This is a genomic window from Rhodovulum sp. ES.010, assembly GCF_900142935.1.
Taxonomy (GTDB): Bacteria; Pseudomonadota; Alphaproteobacteria; order Rhodobacterales; family Rhodobacteraceae; genus Rhodovulum.
This window is the reverse complement of the sequence record NZ_FSRS01000001.1, coordinates 1,275,770-1,297,137: the sequence shown is the minus strand read 5'-3', so window position 1 is coordinate 1,297,137 and position 21,368 is coordinate 1,275,770. Positions and strand designations below refer to the sequence as shown.

The window sequence follows — 21,368 nt, the reverse complement described above, 5'->3', positions numbered from 1 at the left end:
AGCCGCGCTAGGTTGAGGGCCATGAGTCCGATCGACGACACCGACGCCTTTGAGGCGGCCGAGCGCGCCTCGCTGTCCGCGCGCGCGATGGCCGCGCGGCCCATGCCTTATCTCGAAGGTCTGAACCCGGCCCAGCGACAGGCGGTCGAGGCGCTGGACGGCCCGGTCCTGATGCTGGCGGGCGCGGGCACCGGCAAGACCAAGGCGCTGACCACCCGCATCGCGCATCTGCTGAACACGGGCGTCGCGCGGCCGAACGAGATTCTCGCCGTGACCTTCACCAACAAGGCCGCGCGCGAGATGAAGGAGCGTGTGGGCCGGCTGATGGGCCACACGGTCGAGGGGATGCCCTGGCTGGGCACGTTTCACGCGATCTGCGTGAAGCTGTTGCGGCGGCATGCGGAACTGGCGGGGCTCAAGTCGAACTTCACGATTCTCGACACCGACGACCAGATCCGCCTGATGAAGCAGTTGATCGTCGCGGCCAATATCGACGAAAAGCGCTGGCCCGCGCGGCAACTGGCGGGCATCATCGACCACTGGAAGAACCGCGCCTGGACGCCCGAGCAAGTGTCCGCGGCCGAGGCGTCGGCCTTCAACAACCGGGGCGTGGAGCTTTACGCCGCCTATCAGGACCGTCTGCGCAATCTGAACGCTGTCGATTTCGGCGACCTGCTGCTGCACATGCTGACGATCTTCCAGGCCCATGAGGACGTGCTGGCGCAATATCGCCGCTGGTTCCGCTATATCCTGGTGGACGAGTACCAGGACACGAATGTCGCGCAATACATGTGGCTGCGTCTGCTCGCGGGCGGACACAAGAACATCTGCTGCGTGGGCGACGACGACCAGTCGATCTATGGCTGGCGCGGGGCCGAGGTGGGCAACATCCTGCGCTTCGAGAAGGATTTCCCGGGCGCCGAGGTGATCCGGCTGGAACAGAACTACCGCTCGACCCCGCATATCCTGGCCGCCGCCTCGGGGCTGATCGCGGCCAACAAGGGGCGGCTGGGCAAGACGCTCTGGACCGAGGCGGACGAAGGCGAGAAGGTGCGCCTGATCGGCCATTGGGACGGCGAGGAGGAGGCGCGCTGGATCGGCGAAGAGGCCGAGGCGCTGCAGGGCGGCAGCCGCGGACTGGACCCGAAAAGCCTCGACGACATGGCGATCCTGGTGCGCGCCTCGCACCAGATGCGCGCCTTCGAGGACCGGTTCCTCACGATCGGGTTGCCCTATCGCGTCATCGGCGGCCCGCGCTTCTACGAGCGGATGGAGATCCGCGACGCGATGGCCTATTTCCGCCTCGCCGTCAGCCCCGACGACGACCTCGCCTTCGAGCGGATCGTGAACACGCCCAAGCGGGGCCTCGGCGACAAGGCGCAGCAGAAGATCCAGGTGATGGCGCGGTCGAACGGCGTGACGCTGGTCGAGGGCGCGCGGCTGCTCTTGGAAACGCAGGGGCTGACCGGCAAGGGCGCCAGTGAACTGCGCAAGCTGTTGCAGGGCATCGGGCGCTGGCATGGGGGCGCGCTGGACAGCGCGCAAAGCCATGTCGAGCTGGCCGAGATCATCCTCGAAGAGTCCGGCTATACCGAGCACTGGCAGAACGACAAGACGCCGGAGGCGCCGGGGCGGCTGGAGAACCTCAAGGAACTCGTGAAGGCGCTGGAGGAGTTCGAGAACCTGCAAGGGTTCCTCGAACATGTCGCGCTGATCATGGACAACGAGACCGAAGGTGAGGGCGCCAAGATCTCGATCATGACGCTGCATGCCGCGAAGGGGCTGGAATTCCCGGTGGTGTTCCTGCCGGGCTGGGAGGACGGGCTGTTCCCCAGCCAACGCTCGATGGATGAAAGCGGGCTCAAGGGGCTCGAGGAGGAGCGGAGGCTGGCCTATGTCGGCATCACCCGGGCCGAGGAGCTGTGCACGATCTCCTTCGCCGCCAACCGGCGCGTTTACGGCCAATGGCAATCGGCGCTGCCCTCGCGCTTCATCGACGAACTGCCGGAGGCGCATGTCGAGGTGCTGACCCCGCCGGGGCTCTACGGGGGCGGCGGCGCGGTGTCGTCGGGGATCGAACAGGCGGCGGCCGGCGCGAATGTCTACAATTCGCCGGGCTGGAAGCGTCTGCAGGCGCGCGGCCAGCAGCGCCCGGTCGGCCAGCCCCGCGAAAGCCGGACCATCACGATCGACGTCGAGGCCGTCGCGGCCTACGAGTCGGGCGCGCGCGTGTTCCACCAGAAATTCGGCTACGGCACGGTGACGGGGATCGAGGGCGACAAGCTGGATATCGCGTTCGACAAGGCGGGCCGCAAGAATGTGGTGGCGCGGTTCGTCGTGCCGGCCGAAAACGCCGACGACGTGCCGTCCTGAACGTGCGGACCGGCGGGTTTTAGCGAAAACCCGGTGCAAATTCCCGTCGCGCTTCGCGGCCCGGTTAACCCTTCCTTGGGGTGGGGCGGAAGAGGTTGGCTGGGAAGGAGTCCGCCATGCTTGTGACGTTCACCCCGCCGGATACCGAGTTTGCTGCCGCCACCGGCCGCAATGTCGACAGCAATGCCAGCGGACCGGGCTCATCGACATTCGACTATCCGCCGAACGGCACCAAGGACCTCGTCATCACCGCGAAGTCCGATGATCCCGACCCGTATCTCTTCGAGGTGGGCGATGTCTACGACGTGTCCTTCGGCGGGGCGCACAAGGCCACGCTGACCGATGCCGTCGTCATCCGGTCCGACGAGATCGAGTTCGCCAGCGGCCACGCCGTGGTGTTCGAGGGCACCGACACGGACGGCCAGACGGTGCAGGTGGTCTGGTCGCCGGGCTTCGACCTGGAGCAATGGTACTGGGACAATTACAGCGGCGGGTTCAGCCCCGGCTTCTACGTCTACGACCAGGACCCAAACAGCGAATACACCGCCCAGGTGATCTGCTTCGAGGGCGAAACCCTGATCGCCACGCCGCGCGGCCCGGTGCGCGCGGCGAGCCTCGTGCCCGGCATGATGGTCGAAACCCTCGACCACGGCCCGCAGGTGCTGCTCTGGGTCGGGCAGAGCGTCGTGCGCGGGACCGGGCGGATGGCCCCGGTGGAGTTTCCCGCGGGCACCCTTGGCAACGACCGGCCGCTGCGGCTTTCGCCCCAACATCGCCTGCTGCATGCGTCCGCCTCGGCGGAGTTGCTGTTCGGCACGCCCGACGTGCTGGTGCCAGCCCGCGCCTATGCGCTGAGCGGGCAGGCCGGCGCCCGCGTCGTCGAGCGCCCGATGGTGCGCTATGTCCACCTTCTGTTCGAGCGCCACGAGATCGTGCTGGCCGAAGGCGTGCCCTGCGAGAGCCTTTATCTGGGCGATGTCGCGCGCCGGGCGCTCGACAGCGACGCGCGCGACGAGATCGCGGCGCATTTTCCCGAGTTCGATCTCGACGCCCCCGAGGGCGAGTCCTTCGAGGCGGCCCGTCCCGTTCTGCGCGCCTACGAGGCGCGCGCGCTCTTCGGCGGGGCGTCGGAGGAGGCGCCGGCGCAGGCCGGCCTTTCGGACCGCGCCGCACTTCGGGCCTGAGCCCGCTTTCGCCACGGCGTCCTCAATGCAAAACGGCGATGCCCGGGAGGATGGGCACCGCCGCTCTGTCCTGCGACGGGGTCAGGGAGGAGGAGACGACCCGCCGCACAAGCCGGCGCCCGAAGGCCCCGGAAGAAAGGTGCGGCGACACCTGGGAGGAGGTAGGTGCCGCCGCGAGACAAGGAAACCCAGGGAGGAGGAGGGGTTTCCCGTTCACCCGAGCCGGTCCGGGCGCTTGCCCCGACCTTGCCCGTGGCGCGGGCTGTGCCCGGCGCCGTTGATCCTCAAAATAGGCGAATGCTGCACATGCACAATCCCTGGCGGGTGAATTTCTGCCATGCAGAAAGCGCATAAGTTATGCTGACGTATTTCTGGGCGCTCCGTGGGGCGCTGCCGCGAAACCCGGCAACGCGTGAACGCCCTTGCCCTTGCGGCGGATATGACCAAGTAAAGCGGTAAGGAAAAGGCACGAAAAGGAGGCGCGCATGCCCGCCACCCGAGACCGCATTCTCGACGCCCTGTCCCGAATCGCCCTGCCAGATGGCGGCGACCTCGTCTCGCGCGACATGGTCCGCGCGCTGACGGTGGAGGGGGGCACCGTGCGCTTCGTGATCGAGGCGCCGGATGCGGGGCAGGCCGCGCGGATGGAGCCGGCGCGCGCCGCCGCCCAGGCCGCGGTCGAGGCGCTGGAGGGCGTCGAGGCCGTTTCGGCGGTGCTGACCGCGCATGGCGGTGCGCCCAAGGCGCCGCCGCAGGGCGGTCTCAAGATCGGGCGCCACCCCACGGCCCAGGCCGGCCCCGAGAACCCCGCCGGGATCGACCGTATCCTTGCCGTGGCCTCGGGCAAGGGCGGGGTCGGCAAGTCCACGGTCGCATCGAACCTGGCCGTGGCGCTCGCCCGCCAGGGGCGGCGCGTGGGGCTGCTGGATGCGGATATCTACGGCCCGTCGCAGCCCCGGATGATGGGCATTTCGCGCCGCGCCGCCTCGCCCGATGGCAAGACCATCGAACCGATCGTCGCCCACGGCGTCACGATGATGTCGATCGGGCTGATGATGGAAGAGGGGCAGGCGGTGGTCTGGCGCGGGCCGATGCTGATGGGGGCGTTGCAGCAATTGCTGACGCAGGTGAACTGGGGGCAGCTCGACGTCCTGATCGTCGACCTGCCGCCGGGCACCGGCGATGTGCAGCTCACGCTGTGCCAGCGGACGAAGCTGAACGGCGCGCTGGTCGTTTCGACGCCCCAGGACGTGGCGCTTCTGGATGCGCGCAAGGCCATCGACATGTTCGCCAAGCTCAAGACGCCGGTGCTGGGGCTGATCGAGAACATGTCCACCTATGTCTGCCCCAATTGCGGGCACGAGGCGCATCTGTTCGGCCATGGCGGGGTGGCCGCCGAGGCCGAGAAGATGGGCGTGCCGCTGCTTGGGGCGCTGCCGCTGGCGCTCGAGGTGCGCGAGGCGGGCGACGCGGGCCGTCCGGTGGCGCTGGGCGAGGGTCCGGCGGCCGACGCCTATGCCCATATCGCGACCCGGCTGGTCGGCGGCGGGATGGCCTGAGCGACCCCACGGGAATTCATGGTCCAGTGCCGCGCGAGCCCGGCGCGCGGCGAATCGCGGCGTCAGGCGTGGCCGAATTCCGCAAGAATCCGGGACTCGAAGGGCGTTTCAGCCCCGTGTCCGCGAAAAAATCATCAGAAGCCGGGAAATCATGGGAATGGCCGGGCCGAGGTGCGGGTGGGCTATATTTTGGCCAAAAATCGAATTTTTCACTATATGGGCGATAAATGTGCCTGCGAACGCAGTCAGATCCGGCCCGCAATGCGCTCGGCGACGCTGTTGCCTGGTTTGATCCCGTCGATTTCAGTTGATTTCCATGAATTCCCATGGCATCCATGAGACATCGATGAGGAGCGGGCACACAGGGGCGCCAAGACCCCGCAAGGCTCAGTCAGGTTTCATACAGGCCCCGAGCTTCATCGCACAAAGAGATCCGGCGCGCGGGCGAGCAGAACATCCCCCCAGGTGGCGCGCGCAGCCGGGCATCCCGAAGCGGGACGAGGGCGGCGGATTGGGCAGTGGCAGCAGCTCAATCCGCCGTTTTCGTAGGCGCGAACGGTGAAGCAGAAGGAGCGTCGGACAGGTGGCGCGCAGGTTCAGAGGCGAGAGCCGCCACAAGGTGGACAGCAAGGGCCGGGTGTCGATCCCGTCCTCGTTCCGCCGCGTGCTCGAAGCCGGCGACCCCGACTGGACCGACGGTCTGCGCCCGCAATTCGTGATCGTCTACGGCGATCCGCGCCGCAAGTTCCTCGAAGGCTACACGATGCAGGCGATCGAGGAGATCGACCGGAAGATCGAGGCCAAGCCGCGCGGGTCGATCGAACGGCAGATGCTGGAACTGACCTTCAACGTCCAGTCCCACCCCACCGAGGTCGACAATGACGGCCGCATCGTGCTGCCCCAGAAGCTGCGCGAGAAGATCGGCCTGACCGACGAGGCGTATTTCGTCGGTTCCGGCGAGAAGTTCCGCATTTGGAACCCCGAGACCTACGAGTCCGAGGAAATGTCCCGGGCGCGGGCCCGCTTCGAGGAGTTGCCGCCCGATTTCGACGTGGCCTCGTTGCTCGACGGATCGCTGGAGGAGTAGGGGATGGCCGCCGCGGACCGCACCACCCCCCCCGCCGAGCCGCCGCACATCCCCGTCCTGCTGCGGCCGCTGCTTGAAGCCGTCTCGCCGGTCGAGGGCCTTTGGCTGGACGGCACGTTCGGCGCGGGCGGCTATGCGCGGGGCCTGCTCGATGCGGGCGCGGCGCGCGTGATCGGCGTCGACCGCGACCCCAGCGTGTTCGAGATGGCCGCCGACTGGGCCGCGGCCTATGGCGACCGTCTGACGCTGGTCGAGGGCCGCTTCTCCCGGCTCGACGACCTGGCCGGGGCGCCGCTCGACGGGGTGGTGCTGGATCTCGGCGTGTCGTCCATGCAGCTGGACCGTCCGGAGCGGGGCTTCTCGTTCCAGAAGGACGGCCCGCTGGACATGCGGATGGGCCAGGAGGGGCCGACGGCGGCGGACCTGGTCAACACCGCGTCCGACCAGGACCTGGCCGACATCCTTTTCCACTTCGGCGAAGAGCGCGCGGCGCGCCGGATCGCCCGGTCCATCGTCGCCGCGCGCGCGGTCGCGCCCATCGTGACGACGGCGCAACTGGCCGAGGTGATCGCGCGCTGCCTCCCGCGGCAGAAGCCGGGCCAGAGCCACCCGGCCACCCGCAGCTTCCAGGCGCTGCGGATCGCGGTGAACGACGAACTGGGCGAACTGGTCGCGGGGCTTGAAGCGGCCGAGCGGGCGCTGAAGCCCGGCGGCAAGCTTGCGGTGGTGACGTTCCACTCGCTGGAAGACCGCGTCGTCAAGCGGTTCCTGCAGGTGCGCTCGGGGCGGGGCGGGGGCGGCAGCCGCCATGCCCCAGAGCAGGTGCAGGACGCGCCGCGGTTCACGCCGCTGACGCGCCGGGCCGTGCCGCCCGACGCGGTGGAACTTGCGGCCAATCCGCGGGCGCGGTCGGCCAAGCTTCGGGTGGCGGTTCGCACCGGGGCGCCGGCGGGGCCGGTCGCGCGCGACCGGCTGGGCCTGCCCGCGATCATGGAGCAGAAGTAGATGCGCAGCCTGTTCTACGTCCTGACGTCGCTGGCGGTCATGGGCCTTGCCGTCTGGGCCTATCGCGAGAACTATCGCACCCAGCAGGCGATCGCCGAGGTGGAGACGCTGAACCGCGAGATCGGCCGCCTGCGCGAGAAGATCGCCGTCCTGAATGCCGAATGGGCCTATCTCAACCGCCCCGACCGGCTGCGCGCGCTGGCCGAGATCAATTTCGACCGGCTGGGCCTATTGCCGCTCGACCCCGCGCAGTTCGGCAGCATCGACCAGGTCGCCTACCCGATGCCGCAGTTGCCCGACATCGTCATCCCGGCCGACCTGTTCGGAAGCCTGATGGCCGAGGCGGAGGCGCGGCCATGATCCGCCGTCCGCTTCGCCCGATCGCCCGCATTCTGGAGGCCCGCGCCAAGGGCGAGAACCCGGCCGCCATCGAGCGCGAGAACCTGCGCCGCCGCCATGCGCAGATGCAGGATCAGGCGCGCGCCCGCGCAGAGGGGCGCCTGCTCATGCTGGGGGTGATGTTCTTCGCCGCGTTCCTGGTGGTCGGCGTGCGCATGGGCAGTCTCGCCGCCTCGGAGCCGTCCGAGCCGCGGGCGGTGTCCCATGGCGCGGCCATCTTGGCCCAGCGCGCCGATATCGTGGACCGCAACGGCAACATCCTGGCCACCAACCTGGCAACGCATTCGCTCTATGCCCAGCCGCCCCGGATGATCGAGCCGATCCGCGTGGCGGGCGAGCTGGCGGCGATCTTCCCCGACCTGGACGCGGACAGGCTGGCGAAGGATTTCACCGGCAAGCGCAAGTTTCTGTGGGTAAAGCGGAAAATCAGCCCGGAGCAGATGCAGCAGGTGCATGACATCGGCGATCCGGGCCTGTCCTTCGGCCCGCGCGAGATGCGGCTCTACCCCAACGGCCGGCTCGCCTCGCATGTGCTCGGCGGCTCGGGATTCGGGCGCGAGGGGGTTTCCTCGGCCGAGGTCGTGGGCCGCGCGGGCGTGGAAAAGGCGTTCGACGGCTGGCTGCGCGACCCCGCGAATGGCGGTGCGCCGCTGCGCCTGTCGCTGGACCTGACCGTGCAGGCCGCGGTCGAGCGGGTGCTGGCGGGCGGCATGAAGCTGATGAACGCCAAGGGGGCGACCGCGGTGTTGATGAAGGCGCGGACGGGCGAGGTCGTCTCGCTGGTTTCGCTGCCCGATTTCGACCCCAATGAACGGCCGCGCCCGCTGACGCGGGGCGACGCCTCGGACAGCCCGCTCTTCAACCGCGCGGTGCAAGGGGTCTACGAACTCGGCTCCACCTTCAAGGCCTTCACCATCGCGCAGGCCCTGGAAGAAGGCCTCGTGACGCCCGCCACGATCATCGACACGAAGGGGCCGCTGGTCTGGGGGCGACACCGGATCCGAGATTATCACGATTACGGGCCGACGCTGTCGGTGACCGATGTGCTGGTCGACAGTTCGAACATCGGGACCGCGCGGATCGCCCAGCGGATCGGCGCCGAGCGCCAGCGCGACTTTCTCCGCCGGCTCGGCTTTCTCGAACCCACGCCGCTCGAGATCGTCGAGGCGCCGAGCGGCCGGCCGCTGATCCCCGACAACTGGTCGGAAATCTCGACCATGACGATCTCTTACGGGCACGGGCTGTCGGCCAGCCCGCTGCACCTGGCCGCGGGCTATGCCACCATCGCCAATGGCGGCTACCGGGTGCGTCCCACGATCCTTGCGGGGCAGGGCGCGCCGGGCGACCGGGTGATTTCCGAGGAGACCTCGGCCAAGATGCGGGCGATGCTGCGCCAGGTGGTGCAGCGCGGCACGGCGAGCTTCGGCGAGGTCGAGGGCTACAGCGTGGGCGGCAAGACCGGCACCGCCGACAAGCCCAAGCCCACCGGCGGATACTACAAGGACAAGGTCATCGCGACCTTCGCCAGCATCTTTCCCGCGGACGATCCGGCTTACGTCCTGGTGGTCACGCTGGACGAACCCGAGGACACCACCGGGACCAAGCCGCGCCGCACCGCGGGCTGGACGGCGGTGCCCGTGGCCGCCGAGATCATCAGGCGCGCGGCACCGCTCCTGGGGCTGAGGCCGGAGATTGAAACCGCCTCGGGCTTCGGGGTAACACTGGCCGCGAACTAGGGGCGCGGGGGCACATGTCAGGCCGGTCGGACTCATCACTCGCCGCACTGGGGCTTCGGGCCCGGGGCGGGCGCGAGGCGCGGATCACCGGGCTGGCCCTCGACAGCCGCGAGGTGAGGCCGGGCTTCCTCTTCGCGGCGTTTCCGGGCACCCGCGTCCATGGGGGCGAGTTCATACAGTACGCGCTGAGGCAGGAGGCCGCCGCGATCCTGACCGACCCGACCGGCGCGCGGATCGCGGCCGACGCGCTGGCCGGCGCCGATGTCGCGCTGATCGTGACCGAGGACCCGCGCGCCGCCTTCGCGGGCGCCGCCGCATTGTGGTTCGCCGCGCAGCCCGCCACGATGTCCGCCGTGACGGGGACCAACGGCAAGACCTCGGTCGCCCATTTCACCCGCCAGATATGGACGCTTCTGGGCCACGAGGCGGCGAGCATCGGCACCACCGGCGTCGAAGGCGCCTACGCGGCGCCGCTGGCCCACACCACCCCCGACTCGTTGACGCTGCACCGCGTGCTGGCCGAGATGACGCAGGCGGGCGTCACCCATGCGGTGATGGAGGCGTCGAGCCACGGGCTTGCCCAGGCGCGGCTCGACGGGGTGGTGCTGACGGCGGCGGGGTTCACCAACTTCTCTCAGGACCATCTCGACTATCACGCAGATTTCGAAGAGTATTTCGCCGCGAAGGCGGGGCTTTTCGACCGTGTCCTGCCCGACGACGGCACCGCCGTGCTGAACCTCGACGACGCCAAGGGGCCGGTGCTGGCGGGAATCGCGCGGTCGCGCGGGCAGGAGGTGCTGGGCATCGGCACCGGGGCCGAGGCCGACCTGCGCATCACCGGCCAGCGCTTCGATGCGACGGGGCAGGAACTGCGCCTGGAATGGGCCGGGCGGCCGCGGCAGGTGCGGTTGAACCTCATCGGCGGCTTTCAGGCGGAGAACGTCGCGGTCGCGGCGGGGCTGGCCATCGCGTGCGGCGACGAGGCGGACCATGTCCTCGACACGCTGCCCGACCTTCACGGCGTGCACGGGCGGATGGAACTCGCGGCGCGGCGGGAAAACGGCGCGGTCGTCTTCGTGGATTACGCCCACACGCCCGATGCGCTGTCGACCGCGCTCAAGGCGCTGCGGCCGCATGTGATGGGCCGCATCGTCGTGGTGTTCGGTGCGGGCGGCGACCGCGACCGGACCAAGCGGCCGCTGATGGGCGAGGCGGCCGCGGCGCATGCCGATGTCGTCTATGTCACCGACGACAACCCCCGCAGCGAGGACCCGGCGGCGATCCGGGCCGAGGTGATGCGGGGCTGTCCCGAGGCGATCGAGATCGGCGACCGGGCCGAGGCGATCCTGCGCGGCGTGGATGCGCTGCAGCCGGGCGATGCGCTGCTTGTCGCGGGCAAGGGCCACGAGACCGGCCAGATCGTCGGCGACGCGGTCTATCCCTTCGACGACGTGGAACAGGCGAGCGTCGCGGTCGCCGCGCTGGACGGGCGGGTGCGATGAGCGCGCTCTGGACCTCCGGCGAGGCGGCCGCCGCCACCGGCGGGCGCGCGACGCGCGATTTTGCTGCGACCGGCGTGTCCATCGACACGCGCACGCTTGCGCCGGGCGAGCTGTTCGTCGCGCTCAAGGACCAGCGCGACGGGCACGATTTCGTCGCCGAGGCCCTGGCGAAGGGCGCCGCGGCGGCCATGGTCTCGCGCGTGCCCGAGGGCGTCGCCGAGGACGCGCCGCTGCTGATCGTGGACGATGTGCTCGACGGGCTCGTCGCGCTGGGCCGGGCGGGGCGTGCCCGCAGCCGCGCGCGGGTCGTCGCCGTGACCGGGTCGGCGGGCAAGACCTCCACCAAGGAGATGTTGCGCGCGGTGCTGTCGCGGCAGGTGCGGGTCCATGCCGCCGAGGCGAGCTACAACAACCATTGGGGCGTGCCGCTGACGCTTGCGCGCCTTCCGGCCGACACCGATTTCGCGGTGATCGAGATCGGCATGAACCATCCCGGCGAGATCGCGCCCCTGGCCCGGCTGGCGCGCCCGCATGTCGCGCTGATCACGACGATCGCGGCGGCCCATCTGGAGGCGTTCGACGATCTCGCCGGGATCGCGCACGAGAAGGCGTCGATCTACGACGGGCTGGAGCCCGGCGGCATCGCCGTCTACCCCGCCGACTTGGACGAAAGCCCGATCTTGGCCGAGGTGGCCCGGGAGACCGCCGCGGCGCAGGTGAGGTTCGGCGCATCGAAAACGTGCGATTTCAGGATTTTGAGCCTGAAGCTTCATGCGGATTCCACGGTGGTCGAGGCGCGCGCCGACGGGGCCGACCTGCTGTTCAAGATCCGCGCCGCGGGGCGGCATTTCGCGATGAACGCGCTGGGCGCCCTCGCCGCCGCAGAGGCGCTGGGCGTCGACCGGGCGGTGGCCGCCTGCGATCTGGGCGCCTGGCTCCCGCCGGACGGGCGCGGCGCCCGTCTGCGGATCAATCTCGATCCGGTCGAGCCGGGCATGGCGCTCGAACTGATCGACGACGCGTTCAACGCCAACCCCGCCTCGATGGCCGCCGCGCTGGAGGTGCTGGCCGATACCCGGCCGCAGGACGGGGTGGGCCGTGTCGCCCGCGGCCGGCGCATCGCGATCCTCGGGGACATGCTGGAACTGGGTCCGCAAGAACAGGCGATGCATGCCGGGCTGGCCGATCTGCCCGCGATGGACCGCGTCGATCTGGTGCATTGTGTCGGGCCGCGGATGCGGGCGCTCTATTTCGCGCTGCCCATGAAGAAGCGGGGCCAGTGGTTCGACGAGGCCGAGCCGCTTGCCGCGAAGGTGCACGGGCTGGTCGATGCGGGCGACGTGGTGCTGGTCAAGGGCTCCAAGGGCAGCCGCGTCTCGGCGGTGGTCGCGGCGCTGAGGAAACTGGCACAGGCGGTGCCCGGAACGGACGAGGACATGGGGTAATGCTCTACTGGCTGACCGAGCTGTCCGACGGGGGCGGGGCGTTCAACCTGTTCCGCTACATCACGTTCCGTGCGGGTGCGGCGTTCTTCACCGCGTTGGTGTTCGGCTTCCTGTTCGGGCGCCCGCTCATCAACCTGCTGCGCAAGAGGCAGCGGAACGGCCAGCCCATCCGGGCCGACGGCCCCCAGGGACATCTCGAAACCAAGGCGGGCACGCCGACCATGGGGGGCGTGCTGATCCTGGGCGGGCTGATCGTCTCGACACTGCTCTGGGCGCGGCTCGACAATCCTTACGTTTGGATATTGCTGTTCGTGACGCTGTCCTTCGGCGCGATCGGTTTTGCCGACGATTACGCCAAGGTCTCGAAGAACAACACCAAGGGCGTGCCGGGGCGGCTGCGCTTCGGCCTGGGGCTGGCCATCGCCGCCGTGGCGGGGCTGTGGGCCGCGTTGGTTCACCCGGACGGGCTCAGCTTTCAGTTGGCCTTTCCGGTCTTCAAGGACACGCTGCTCAACCTGGGGCTGCTCTTCGTGCCCTTCGCGATGATCGTGATCGTCGGCGCGGCGAACGCGGTGAACCTGACCGACGGGCTCGACGGGCTGGCGATCATGCCGGTGATGATCGCCGCGGGCACGCTGGGGGTGATCGCCTATGCGGTGGGCCGGGTCGACTTCACCGAGTATCTCGACGTCCACTACGTGCCCGGAACCGGCGAGATCCTGATCTTCAGCGCCGGGCTGATCGGCGCGGGGCTGGGATTTTTGTGGTACAACGCGCCGCCCGCGGCGGTGTTCATGGGCGATACCGGGTCGCTTGCGCTGGGCGGCGCGCTGGGCGCCATCGCGGTCGCCACCAAGCACGAGATCGTGCTGGCCATCGTCGGCGGGCTTTTCGTGGTCGAGGCGCTGTCGGTCATCATCCAGGTCGCCTACTTCAAGGCGACAAAAAAACGCGTGTTCCTGATGGCCCCGATCCATCATCACTTCGAGAAGAAGGGATGGGCCGAGCCCCAGATCGTGATCCGCTTCTGGATCATCAGCCTGATCCTCGCCCTGATCGGGCTGGCGACGCTCAAGGTGCGCTAGGGCGGCCGTCACCGCCCCGTGCAAGATCGCATTCCGGCGCCACGGGGCGCCAAGCGACGGGGCCTTGGCGCGCGGCCCGTGAACGCCCCGGACGCCGGTCCCCTGGGCCATGCACCGCCGGAGCATACCGGCCGGGCCGCGCACGCCATGGCTGCGGCGCAAGCGACAAAAGCACGCGTGGCCCGGGCGGTCGCGATGGCTCATCATCCGCATAGGAACGGTTCGGTCGGAAGACGGATCGCGAGAGGGGCAGACGAGAAGGGCGATCCCCGTGCGGATCGGCCGGCCGGCCCCGGCGGCGTACCGGCCGCCCGGGGCAGAAGGAGGACGACAGATGGACTACACGATCGTCGACGAAGACTTCGCTCAGCCGGCCCCCGGCCGGGCGCGGGCGCTGGTCACGCCCAAGCTGCACGCGGTGACGCCGGAGGCCGGGCTGAGGGAATGGGACGGCGTCCCGTCCTTTGGGGTGGTGGCGTTCATCGGCTACCTGATCGCGCTGGCGGTGCTGTTCTCCAACCAGCTCGTGCCCTACTGCGTCGAGAATTTCGCGCAGCCGCAGAACTGCGCGCCGATCTTCGACAAGGTCCTGCCGATCGCGCTGGCCGCCATCGTGCTGGGGCCCGCGGTGAACGCGGCGGTGCGGCGGATGGGCGGCAACCGGACGTCGGGCCTGGCGTTCGCGCTGACCGCGATGGTGATGCCGCCGCTGATCCTGGGCTGGCACTACCTGGTCTGAGCGACCGTCGCGCCGCCCACCGTCTTGCATCCTGCTCTCGGGCGACGGCATGGTCGCCGCGAAGGTGAACAGGGGCAGGGCATGATTCCGGTTCGGGGCATGGAGGGCGCGCGGGTAGCCGTGCTGGGGCTGGGGCGGTCGGGCCTGTCGGCGGCGCGGTCGTTGCGCGCGGGGGGAGCCGAAGTTCTGGCCTGGGATGACAACGCAAACGCTCGCGCCGCGGCCGAGGCCGAGGGGTTCGCGCCGGTGGACCTGACCCGGCCCGGTGCGCTCGATGGCTGCGCGGCCCTGATCGTGAGCCCCGGCATTCCCCATCTCTACCCCGCGCCGAACCCCGTGGTCGCCGCCGCCTGGGCCGCGGGCGTGCCGGTCGACAACGATATCGGGCTGTTCTTCCGGTCCTTCGCGACCGAGGCCTGGGAGAGCTTCGACAGCCCGCCCAAGGTGATCGCCGTCACCGGCTCGAACGGCAAGTCGACCACCGCCGCGCTGATTCACCACGTCCTGCGGGCGGCCGGTCGCCACAGCCAGCTTGCCGGCAATATCGGGCGCGGCGTGCTGGACCTGGAGCCCGCGGGCGAGGGCGGTGTCGTCGTGCTGGAGCTGTCCTCCTACCAGACCGAGCTCGCCCGCGCGCTGACCCCCGACATTGCCGTCCTCAGCAACCTCTCGCCCGACCATCTCGACCGGCACGGCGGGCTGGGCGGCTACTTCGCGGCCAAGCGGCGGCTGTTCGCCGAGGGCGGGCCGGACCGGGCCATCGTCGGCGTGGACGAGCACGAGGGGCGGTTCCTGGCCAACCAGCTGGCCGAGGCGCCGGGCGACGACCGTGTGATCCGCGTCTCGGCCGGGGGCAAGCTCGAGGGGCCGGGCTGGGCGGTCTTCGCCCGCAAGGGCTTCCTGGCCGAATGGCGCAAGGGGCGGCAGGTGGGCAGCATCGATCTGCGTGCCGTCCCGGCCCTGCCGGGCGCCCACAACCACCAGAACGCCTGCGCGGCCTATGCCGCGGCGCGCTGCCTCGGGATCGGGCCGCGCGAGATCGAGCGGGCCTTCCTCAGCTTCGCCGGGCTGCCGCATCGCACCCAGCTGGTGGCCGAGGCGGGCGGCGTGCGTTTCGTCAACGACTCCAAGGCGACGAACGCGGCGAGCGCGGCCCGCGCGCTGGCCGCCTTCCCGCGCATTCGCTGGATCTGCGGCGGGCTGGAGAAGGAGGGCGGGCTGGCGGCCCTGGCGCCTTACCTGGACCATGTCGCCAAGGCCTACGTGATCGGGCGCGAGGCGGCGGGGTTTGCGCTGCACCTGAAGGACGTGCCGCACGAGGTCTGCGGCTCCATGGCCGCCGCCGTGGCGCGGGCGGCGGACGAGGCCGAGCCTGGCGAGGTCGTACTGCTGGCACCGGCGGCGGCGAGTTTCGACCAATACGACAATTTCGAGAAGCGCGGCGAGGATTTCATCGCCGAGGTGGACGCATGGCTGGGGGGATTGCGCGGTGCCTGAAGGGGCCACCCGCGGCGCGCGTCGGCCTAGAGGTCCAGCGCATCCGCCGTCTCGCGCAGCAACCGCGCGCTGGCGCCGAGCGCCTCGGTTTCCGCGGTATCGAGCGTCGGTGTCAGCGTCGCGCTGACGCCGCCCGCGCCGACGACCCGCGGCAAGGACAGCGCCACGTCGCGCACCCCCGCGGCCTCTTGCGTCACGACAGAGACCGACAGCACCGCCTGCTCGTCCCGGCCGATCGCCTGCACGATCCGTGCGAGCCCCGCGCCGATGCCGTAATTCGTGGCCCCCTTGCCCTCGATGATGCGGTAGGCCGCGCCGCGCACGCCCTCGTCGATGCGGGCGCGCACATCGGCCGTGATCGCCGCGCCCAGTTGCGCGGCGACCGAGGCCAGCGGTTCCGAGCCGACCCGCGCGCCGGACCAGCCGAGCACCTCGCTGTCGCCATGCTCGCCCAGCACGTAGGCATGCACCGAATGCGGCGCGAGCCCGAGATGCCCCGCCAGGAGGCTGCGGAACCGTGCGGTGTCCAGGATCGTGCCCGAGCCGATCACCCGGCCCGGCGCGAGGCCCGAGAGCCGGGTGGCGACATGGGTCATGATGTCGACCGGGTTGGTGGCGACCAGCAGGATCGCGTCCGGCGCCGCCGCGCGCACCGCGCCGATCACGGCCTCGAACACGGCCGCGTTGCGTGTGAGCAGCGCCAGCCGGCTTTCGCCGGGCTTCTGCCCGACGCCGGCCGACAGGATCACCACATCGGCGCCCGACAGCGCGGCGTAGTCGCCCGCCTCGACGCTGGCCGCCGAGGCGAAGGGCACCGCGTGCGCGATATCCTGCGCCTGCGCCGTGGCGAGCGCCGCGTCGCGGTCCACAAGCACGATGCGGCTCGCCGCCCCGGTCAGCGCCATCGCGTAGCCTGCCGCGCTGCCCACCATGCCGGCGCCGACGATCCCGACCTTCATCACGCTCTCCCTCCGGTCACGGGCCGAGCCTAGCACGCCCGCCCCGGGCGTTGGGCGACTGGTGGGGAATTTTCCGCGACCGGTGCGGGAATGCGGCGCGCGCGGGCCGACCGGAGGCCCGGTGCCGCGTTGTCGTGCGGTCACGGTTGCGTGTCCGGCGGGGGATGTCTGCGAGAAATCGCGCATTTCCTGTTGCACCGAATCGAACCTGCCCCTAACTGCGCGCCCACGGACGCCAACGCACGCGCCTCTGTCCCCTGACGGGTTACGTAGCGACGGTAACGTCTCCCTTGGAACCGGGCGGTTTCCGCCCGTCAGGTCTATTGGAGATGACCATGTACGCTACCCAAGCCGATTTCGTCGGTCGTTCCTCCGTCGCAGCGCCCTCGCGGGTCGAGGACTACATCCGGTCCACGCAATTTGACCGCCCGACGTTGGTGCTGGATACCGATCTCGTGGCCGACCGCTTCCATGCGCTGCGCGCCGGGCTCGGCCATGCCGCGATCCACTACGCGGTCAAGGCGAACCCCGAGCGCGCGATCGTCGAACGCCTGATCGGCCTTGGCTGCCATTTCGACGCGGCCTCGCGGGCCGAGATCGAGCTGTGCCTGGGCCTCGGCGCGCATCCGGGCTCGATCTCCTTCGGCAACACGGTCAAACGCGCCTCGGACATCGCCTTTGCGCATCATGCCGGGATCACGCTGTTCGCCGCCGATGCCGAGGAGGAGATCGACAAGATCGCCGCGCACGCCCCGGGCGCCGAGATCTACATTCGCGTCGTGGTGACCGCCTCGGAGGCCGACTGGCCGCTGAGCCGCAAGTTCGGCTGTGCGCCGGGCAAAGTGATCCCCCTGATGCGGCGCGCCCGCGAGGCGGGTTTGCGCCCCGTGGGCCTGTCCTTCCATGTCGGCAGCCAGACCCGGCACGCCGCGATGTGGGGCGCGACCCTCGACGAGGTGGCCGGCATCTGGGCGGCGGCGCGCGCGGCGGGCTTCGACCTCGACCTGTTGAACATCGGCGGCGGCTTCCCCGCCTTCTACGGCGAGGAGGTCGAGCCGCCCGCGTCCTACGCCGCCGAGGTGATGCGCCTGGTGGCCGCGCGCTTCGGCGAGGTGCCGCGGGTGATGGCCGAACCGGGCCGGGGCCTCGTGGCCGAGGCCGGCGCGATCGCCGCCGAGGTCATGCTGGTCTCGAAGAAGTCCGACACCGACACCCATCGCTGGGTCTATCTCGACATCGGCAAGTTCTCGGGCCTGGCCGAGACCATCGACGAGGCGATCCGCTACCAGTTCGCCACCGAGCGCGACCACGAACCGATGGGCCCCTGCATCCTCGCCGGGCCGTCCTGCGACAGCGCCGACGTGCTTTACGAAAGGCGCCCCGTGCTGCTGCCCCTGGGCCTGACATCCGGCGACAGGGTCATCATCCGCAACGCGGGCGCCTATACCTCGACCTACGCGTCGGTCGGCTTCAACGGGTTCCCGCCCCTCGATGTCGTGGTGATCTGAGGCGGCCGGCGCCGCGCGGCCGTCCGCTCTTGACGAGGATCAATGCCCGCGGGGCCGGGAAGGCCGATCCTTTCGCCAAGGCAGCGAAAGGACAGGACATGATCGACCGCCTCGCACGCACGTTACGACTCGGCCTTGTGGCGGCGCTTCTGGGGCCGGTTGCCGGCGGAGAGGCCGCGGCGGCCACGCTCAAGATCGACGGCAAGACGGAGGTCGTGGCGACGACCCCGTTCTGCACCAATGTCAAGACCGGCCGACGATACAAGGATTGCACGTCGACGGCGACGATCAGCAAGAGCGCGCTCGGGGGAAAGGGCGACACCTTCTTCGGCCAGTCGTTCGAAGCGTGGAACGCCGCACAGGCCGACGCGTGGACGCTCGTGACCAAGGACGACGACGACAACGCGCTGAGCGTGGACGGCGAAATGGTGGTCACGCTGTTCAACGCCGTCGCCGCCCCCACCTTCGGCGGCTTGCAGATCCGCGTGCAGTGGCGCGAGGTCTCGTCCGACTACAAGGAGGACTATTTCTGGTCGCAGGCCGTTCACGCGAATTACGATCTCGACGGGAATATCGTTGCGCCCTACGCCTTCATGGACGTCAAGAACAAGACCTCGACATGCCGCGACATCCCGCAAGCGGCGCCGTTCTATTACTGTCAGTACGGCACGCGCAAGTTCTACGACTATCCGAAGGGCCCTTGGCCGAACGCGTCGTTCCGGGGCCATGCCTATATCTCCAAGGTCGACCGCGAGGCACGCACGCTGACCATTTATGACGGCATCGACTACGGGTTTGTCCTGTCCGCCACGCCGATCCCACTTCCCGCGACGATCCCGCTGATGCTGGGCGCGCTCGTTCCCTTCGCGGCTCTTGCCGCCCGGCGGCGGCGCGCCGCCCCGTCCCGGTAACCTTTCCGGACTGGCGCCAAGGCGGGTTTGGCGTTACACTGAGCACCAGACCCGGCAAACGGGCGACAAAGAGGCAGTCGAGGCAGTGCGCCCATGACGGAAATGGTCTACGGGACCGCGCCCATTCGCGCGGGCGAAGCGGTGTTGCCGCGGTGGTGGCGGACGGTCGACAAGTGGGCCTTGTCCTGCGTGCTGATGCTGTTCGGGGTGGGGCTGCTGCTCGGGCTTGCCGCATCGCCGCCGCTGGCCGCCAAGAACGGCTTCGAGGCGTTCCATTACGTCGAGCGCCAGGTCGTCTTCGGCGGCATGGCGCTGGCGACGATGCTGGTCTTCTCGATGATGTCGCCCGACCTCGTGCGCCGGCTGGGTGTGCTGGGCTTTTTCGCGGCCTTCGTCGCGCTCGCCCTGCTGCCGGTCTTCGGTACCGATTTCGGCAAGGGCGCGGTGCGGTGGTATTCGCTCGGCTTCGCCTCCGTCCAGCCGTCAGAATTCCTCAAACCCGGCTTCGTGATCCTCGCCGCCTGGATGATGGCCGCCGCGCAGGAGTTGAACGGCCCGCCGGGCCGCGCGATGTCGCTGGGCGTCGCGTTGGTGGTGGTGGGCTTCCTCGCGCTCCAGCCCGATTTCGGGCAGGCGGCGCTGATCCTGTTCGCCTGGGGCGTGATCTACTTCGTGGCCGGCGCGTCCTTCGTAGTGCTGGTGGCGCTTGCCGGGGGCGTGGTCGCGGGGGGCAGCCTCGCCTATCACAGTTCCGAGCATTTCGCCCGCCGCATCGACGGGTTCCTCAACCCCGAGATCGACCCGCGCACGCAGCTGGGCTACGCGGTCAACGCGATCCAGGAGGGCGGCTTCTTCGGCGTGGGCGTGGGCGAGGGGCAGGTGAAATGGTCGCTGCCCGATGCCCATACCGATTTCATCATCGCGGTCGCCGCCGAGGAATACGGGCTGGTGATGGTGGTGGCGATCATCCTGCTCTACGCGGTGATCGTGCTGCGCTCCCTGTTTCGCCTGATGCGCGAGCGGGACACCTTCACCCGGCTCGCCGGCACCGGCCTTGCCTGCGCCTTCGGCGTGCAGGCGCTGATCAACATGGGCGTGGCGGTCAAGCTGTTGCCGGCCAAGGGCATGACGCTGCCCTTCGTCAGCTACGGCGGCTCGTCGCTGATCGCGGGCGGGATCACGGTGGGGATGCTGCTGGCACTCACCCGCACGCGGCCCCAGGGCGAAATCGGGGACATCCTGCGACGCCGGAGGCAGCCATGAGCGCGCCGCTCCTCGTGATCGCCGCGGGCGGGACGGGGGGGCACATGTTCCCCGCCCAGGCGCTGGCCGAGGCGATGCTGGCCCGCGGCTGGCGGGTGAAGCTTTCGACCGACGCGCGGGGCGCGCGCTACGCGGGCGGTTTCCCGCGCGAGGTCCAAATCCAGCGCGTCGCGGCCGACAGCCTGGCGCGCGGCGGGCTGGCCGAACGGGTCGTCGCGCCCTTCCGGCTGGGCGCGGGCGTGCTGGCCGCGCTGGTCAGCATGCTGCGCGACAGGCCGAACGTCGTCGCGGGGTTCGGCGGCTACCCGTCCTTCCCGGCGCTGACCGCCGCCATCGCGCTGAAGCTGCCGCGGATGATCCACGAGCAGAACGGCCTGCTCGGCCGTGTCAACGAACTGTATGCCAAGCGCGTTCATGCGGTCGCCTGCGGGACATGGCCCACGGAACTGCCCGAGGGCGTCGAGGGCTGGCACACCGGCAACCCGGTGCGCGCCGCCGTGCTCGACCGCGCGGGCGCGCCCTACATCCCGCCCGGCGATTACCCGATGAGCCTGGTGGCGATCGGCGGCAGCCAGGGCGCGCGGGCGCTCTCGGATACCGTGCCCGCGGCCGTCGCGCAGCTTCCCGACGGTCTGCGTCGCCACATCCGCGTCGCCCACCAGGCCCGCGAAGAGGACGTTGCCCGCGTCACGGCGGCCTATGCCGAGGTCGGGGTGGAGGCGGAGGTGCGCCCGTTCTTCGACGACATCCCGGCGCGGCTTGCCGAGGCGCAACTGGTGATCAGCCGCGCGGGCGCGTCCTCCATCGCCGATATCTCGGTGATCGGGCGGCCGGCGATCCTGATCCCGTATCCCTATGCGACCGGCGACCACCAGACCGCCAACGCCCGCGGGCTGGTCGAGGCGGGCGGCGCGATCCGGATCCCGGAATCCGCGCTTGACCCTGCGGCCCTCGCGGCGCAAATCGCCACGGTTCTCGAGCAGCCCGAGGGGGCGTCGCAGATGGCGCGGGCCGCGCTGTCCTGCGGGCGGCCGGACGCGACGGACCGGCTGGTCGAAATCGTCGAGGCATTGGGCGGAGAGGGGCAGTAGGATGAATTTCGCACGAGGGATGGAG

The 21,368-nt window shown here is 69.8% G+C and carries 17 protein-coding genes; 16 read left to right on the top strand and 1 reads right to left on the bottom strand.

The genetic code is table 11. The features are described from left to right. The first annotated feature begins 21 nt into the window (after positions 1 to 21). From BUR28_RS06445 to murD, 12 genes are all read left to right on the top strand, one after another. On the top strand, positions 22 to 2,373 hold the full coding sequence (locus tag BUR28_RS06445) for an ATP-dependent helicase (protein WP_074219375.1): 2,352 nt from the start codon (positions 22 to 24) through the stop codon (positions 2,371 to 2,373). A 116-nt stretch (positions 2,374 to 2,489) separates the two neighbouring features. Continuing rightward, entirely contained in the window at positions 2,490 to 3,557 is a 1,068-nt protein-coding gene (locus BUR28_RS06440; protein WP_074219374.1) for a Hint domain-containing protein, read from the top strand. Between the two features lie 485 nt (positions 3,558 to 4,042). Continuing rightward, on the top strand, positions 4,043 to 5,116 hold the full coding sequence (locus tag BUR28_RS06435) for an Mrp/NBP35 family ATP-binding protein (RefSeq protein WP_074219373.1): 1,074 nt from the start codon (positions 4,043 to 4,045) through the stop codon (positions 5,114 to 5,116). Between the two features lie 583 nt (positions 5,117 to 5,699). Continuing rightward, complete coding sequence (gene mraZ / locus BUR28_RS06430) at positions 5,700 to 6,203, top strand: division/cell wall cluster transcriptional repressor MraZ (RefSeq protein ID WP_074219372.1); 504 nt, start codon at positions 5,700 to 5,702, stop codon at positions 6,201 to 6,203. Positions 6,204 to 6,206: 3 nt separating this feature from the next. Next, entirely contained in the window at positions 6,207 to 7,208 is a 1,002-nt protein-coding gene (gene rsmH / locus BUR28_RS06425; protein WP_074219371.1) for a 16S rRNA (cytosine(1402)-N(4))-methyltransferase RsmH, read from the top strand. Next, positions 7,209 to 7,568 (top strand): cell division protein FtsL, encoded by a 360-nt coding sequence (locus BUR28_RS06420; RefSeq protein WP_074219370.1) that lies wholly within the window; start codon positions 7,209 to 7,211, stop codon positions 7,566 to 7,568. It abuts the gene before it with no gap. Next, positions 7,565 to 9,343: a peptidoglycan D,D-transpeptidase FtsI family protein gene (locus tag BUR28_RS06415; RefSeq protein WP_074219369.1), complete on the top strand. Its 1,779-nt coding sequence runs from the start codon at positions 7,565 to 7,567 to the stop codon at positions 9,341 to 9,343. Before BUR28_RS06420 ends, BUR28_RS06415 begins: the two co-directional genes overlap by 4 nt. A 14-nt stretch (positions 9,344 to 9,357) precedes the next feature. Continuing rightward, positions 9,358 to 10,845 carry a UDP-N-acetylmuramoyl-L-alanyl-D-glutamate--2,6-diaminopimelate ligase gene (locus BUR28_RS06410; protein WP_074219368.1) on the top strand — a complete coding sequence of 496 codons (1,488 nt, stop codon included), beginning with the start codon at positions 9,358 to 9,360 and terminating at the stop codon, positions 10,843 to 10,845. Further along, positions 10,842 to 12,290 carry a UDP-N-acetylmuramoyl-tripeptide--D-alanyl-D-alanine ligase gene (murF, locus tag BUR28_RS06405; RefSeq protein ID WP_074219367.1) on the top strand — a complete coding sequence of 483 codons (1,449 nt, stop codon included), beginning with the start codon at positions 10,842 to 10,844 and terminating at the stop codon, positions 12,288 to 12,290. The genes BUR28_RS06410 and murF overlap by 4 nt, the downstream gene beginning before the upstream one ends. Next, positions 12,290 to 13,375: a phospho-N-acetylmuramoyl-pentapeptide-transferase gene (gene mraY / locus BUR28_RS06400; protein WP_074219366.1), complete on the top strand. Its 1,086-nt coding sequence runs from the start codon at positions 12,290 to 12,292 to the stop codon at positions 13,373 to 13,375. Before murF ends, mraY begins: the two co-directional genes overlap by 1 nt. Before the next feature lie 334 nt (positions 13,376 to 13,709). Next, on the top strand, positions 13,710 to 14,114 hold the full coding sequence (locus BUR28_RS06395; protein ID WP_074219365.1) for a hypothetical protein: 405 nt from the start codon (positions 13,710 to 13,712) through the stop codon (positions 14,112 to 14,114). Between the two features lie 81 nt (positions 14,115 to 14,195). Beyond that, positions 14,196 to 15,611: a UDP-N-acetylmuramoyl-L-alanine--D-glutamate ligase gene (murD, locus tag BUR28_RS06390; protein WP_074219364.1), complete on the top strand. Its 1,416-nt coding sequence runs from the start codon at positions 14,196 to 14,198 to the stop codon at positions 15,609 to 15,611. Positions 15,612 to 15,637: 26 nt separating this feature from the next. Here murD and BUR28_RS06385 read toward each other — a convergent pair whose 3' ends face one another. Next, positions 15,638 to 16,570, bottom strand: coding sequence for an L-lactate dehydrogenase (locus BUR28_RS06385; RefSeq protein ID WP_074219363.1), 933 nt, complete (start codon positions 16,568 to 16,570; stop codon positions 15,638 to 15,640). Between the two features lie 335 nt (positions 16,571 to 16,905). Here BUR28_RS06385 and BUR28_RS06380 point away from each other — a divergent pair, with 335 nt between their 5' ends. From BUR28_RS06380 to BUR28_RS06365, 4 genes are all read left to right on the top strand, one after another. Beyond that, positions 16,906 to 18,078 carry a type III PLP-dependent enzyme gene (locus BUR28_RS06380; protein ID WP_139307504.1) on the top strand — a complete coding sequence of 391 codons (1,173 nt, stop codon included), beginning with the start codon at positions 16,906 to 16,908 and terminating at the stop codon, positions 18,076 to 18,078. Between the two features lie 98 nt (positions 18,079 to 18,176). Then, positions 18,177 to 18,989: a hypothetical protein gene (locus BUR28_RS06375; protein ID WP_074219361.1), complete on the top strand. Its 813-nt coding sequence runs from the start codon at positions 18,177 to 18,179 to the stop codon at positions 18,987 to 18,989. A 93-nt stretch (positions 18,990 to 19,082) separates the two neighbouring features. Beyond that, complete coding sequence (locus tag BUR28_RS06370) at positions 19,083 to 20,252, top strand: peptidoglycan glycosyltransferase FtsW (RefSeq protein WP_074219360.1); 1,170 nt, start codon at positions 19,083 to 19,085, stop codon at positions 20,250 to 20,252. Beyond that, a complete protein-coding gene (locus tag BUR28_RS06365) occupies positions 20,249 to 21,343 on the top strand; it encodes a UDP-N-acetylglucosamine--N-acetylmuramyl-(pentapeptide) pyrophosphoryl-undecaprenol N-acetylglucosamine transferase (protein WP_074219359.1) in 1,095 nt (364 codons plus the stop codon). Before BUR28_RS06370 ends, BUR28_RS06365 begins: the two co-directional genes overlap by 4 nt. The last annotated feature ends 25 nt before the right edge of the window (positions 21,344 to 21,368 follow it).

Coding starts and splice junctions, on each gene's coding strand:
- BUR28_RS06445 (WP_074219375.1), top strand. CDS start 22: ATGAGTCCGATCGACGACACCGACGCCTTTGAGGCGGCCGAGCGCGCC.
- BUR28_RS06440 (WP_074219374.1), top strand. CDS start 2,490: ATGCTTGTGACGTTCACCCCGCCGGATACCGAGTTTGCTGCCGCCACC.
- BUR28_RS06435 (WP_074219373.1), top strand. CDS start 4,043: ATGCCCGCCACCCGAGACCGCATTCTCGACGCCCTGTCCCGAATCGCC.
- rsmH (WP_074219371.1), top strand. CDS start 6,207: ATGGCCGCCGCGGACCGCACCACCCCCCCCGCCGAGCCGCCGCACATC.
- BUR28_RS06420 (WP_074219370.1), top strand. CDS start 7,209: ATGCGCAGCCTGTTCTACGTCCTGACGTCGCTGGCGGTCATGGGCCTT.
- BUR28_RS06415 (WP_074219369.1), top strand. CDS start 7,565: ATGATCCGCCGTCCGCTTCGCCCGATCGCCCGCATTCTGGAGGCCCGC.
- BUR28_RS06410 (WP_074219368.1), top strand. CDS start 9,358: ATGTCAGGCCGGTCGGACTCATCACTCGCCGCACTGGGGCTTCGGGCC.
- murF (WP_074219367.1), top strand. CDS start 10,842: ATGAGCGCGCTCTGGACCTCCGGCGAGGCGGCCGCCGCCACCGGCGGG.
- mraY (WP_074219366.1), top strand. CDS start 12,290: ATGCTCTACTGGCTGACCGAGCTGTCCGACGGGGGCGGGGCGTTCAAC.
- BUR28_RS06395 (WP_074219365.1), top strand. CDS start 13,710: ATGGACTACACGATCGTCGACGAAGACTTCGCTCAGCCGGCCCCCGGC.
- murD (WP_074219364.1), top strand. CDS start 14,196: ATGATTCCGGTTCGGGGCATGGAGGGCGCGCGGGTAGCCGTGCTGGGG.
- BUR28_RS06385 (WP_074219363.1), bottom strand. CDS start 16,570: ATGAAGGTCGGGATCGTCGGCGCCGGCATGGTGGGCAGCGCGGCAGGC.
- BUR28_RS06380 (WP_139307504.1), top strand. CDS start 16,906: ATGTACGCTACCCAAGCCGATTTCGTCGGTCGTTCCTCCGTCGCAGCG.
- BUR28_RS06375 (WP_074219361.1), top strand. CDS start 18,177: ATGATCGACCGCCTCGCACGCACGTTACGACTCGGCCTTGTGGCGGCG.
- BUR28_RS06370 (WP_074219360.1), top strand. CDS start 19,083: ATGACGGAAATGGTCTACGGGACCGCGCCCATTCGCGCGGGCGAAGCG.
- BUR28_RS06365 (WP_074219359.1), top strand. CDS start 20,249: ATGAGCGCGCCGCTCCTCGTGATCGCCGCGGGCGGGACGGGGGGGCAC.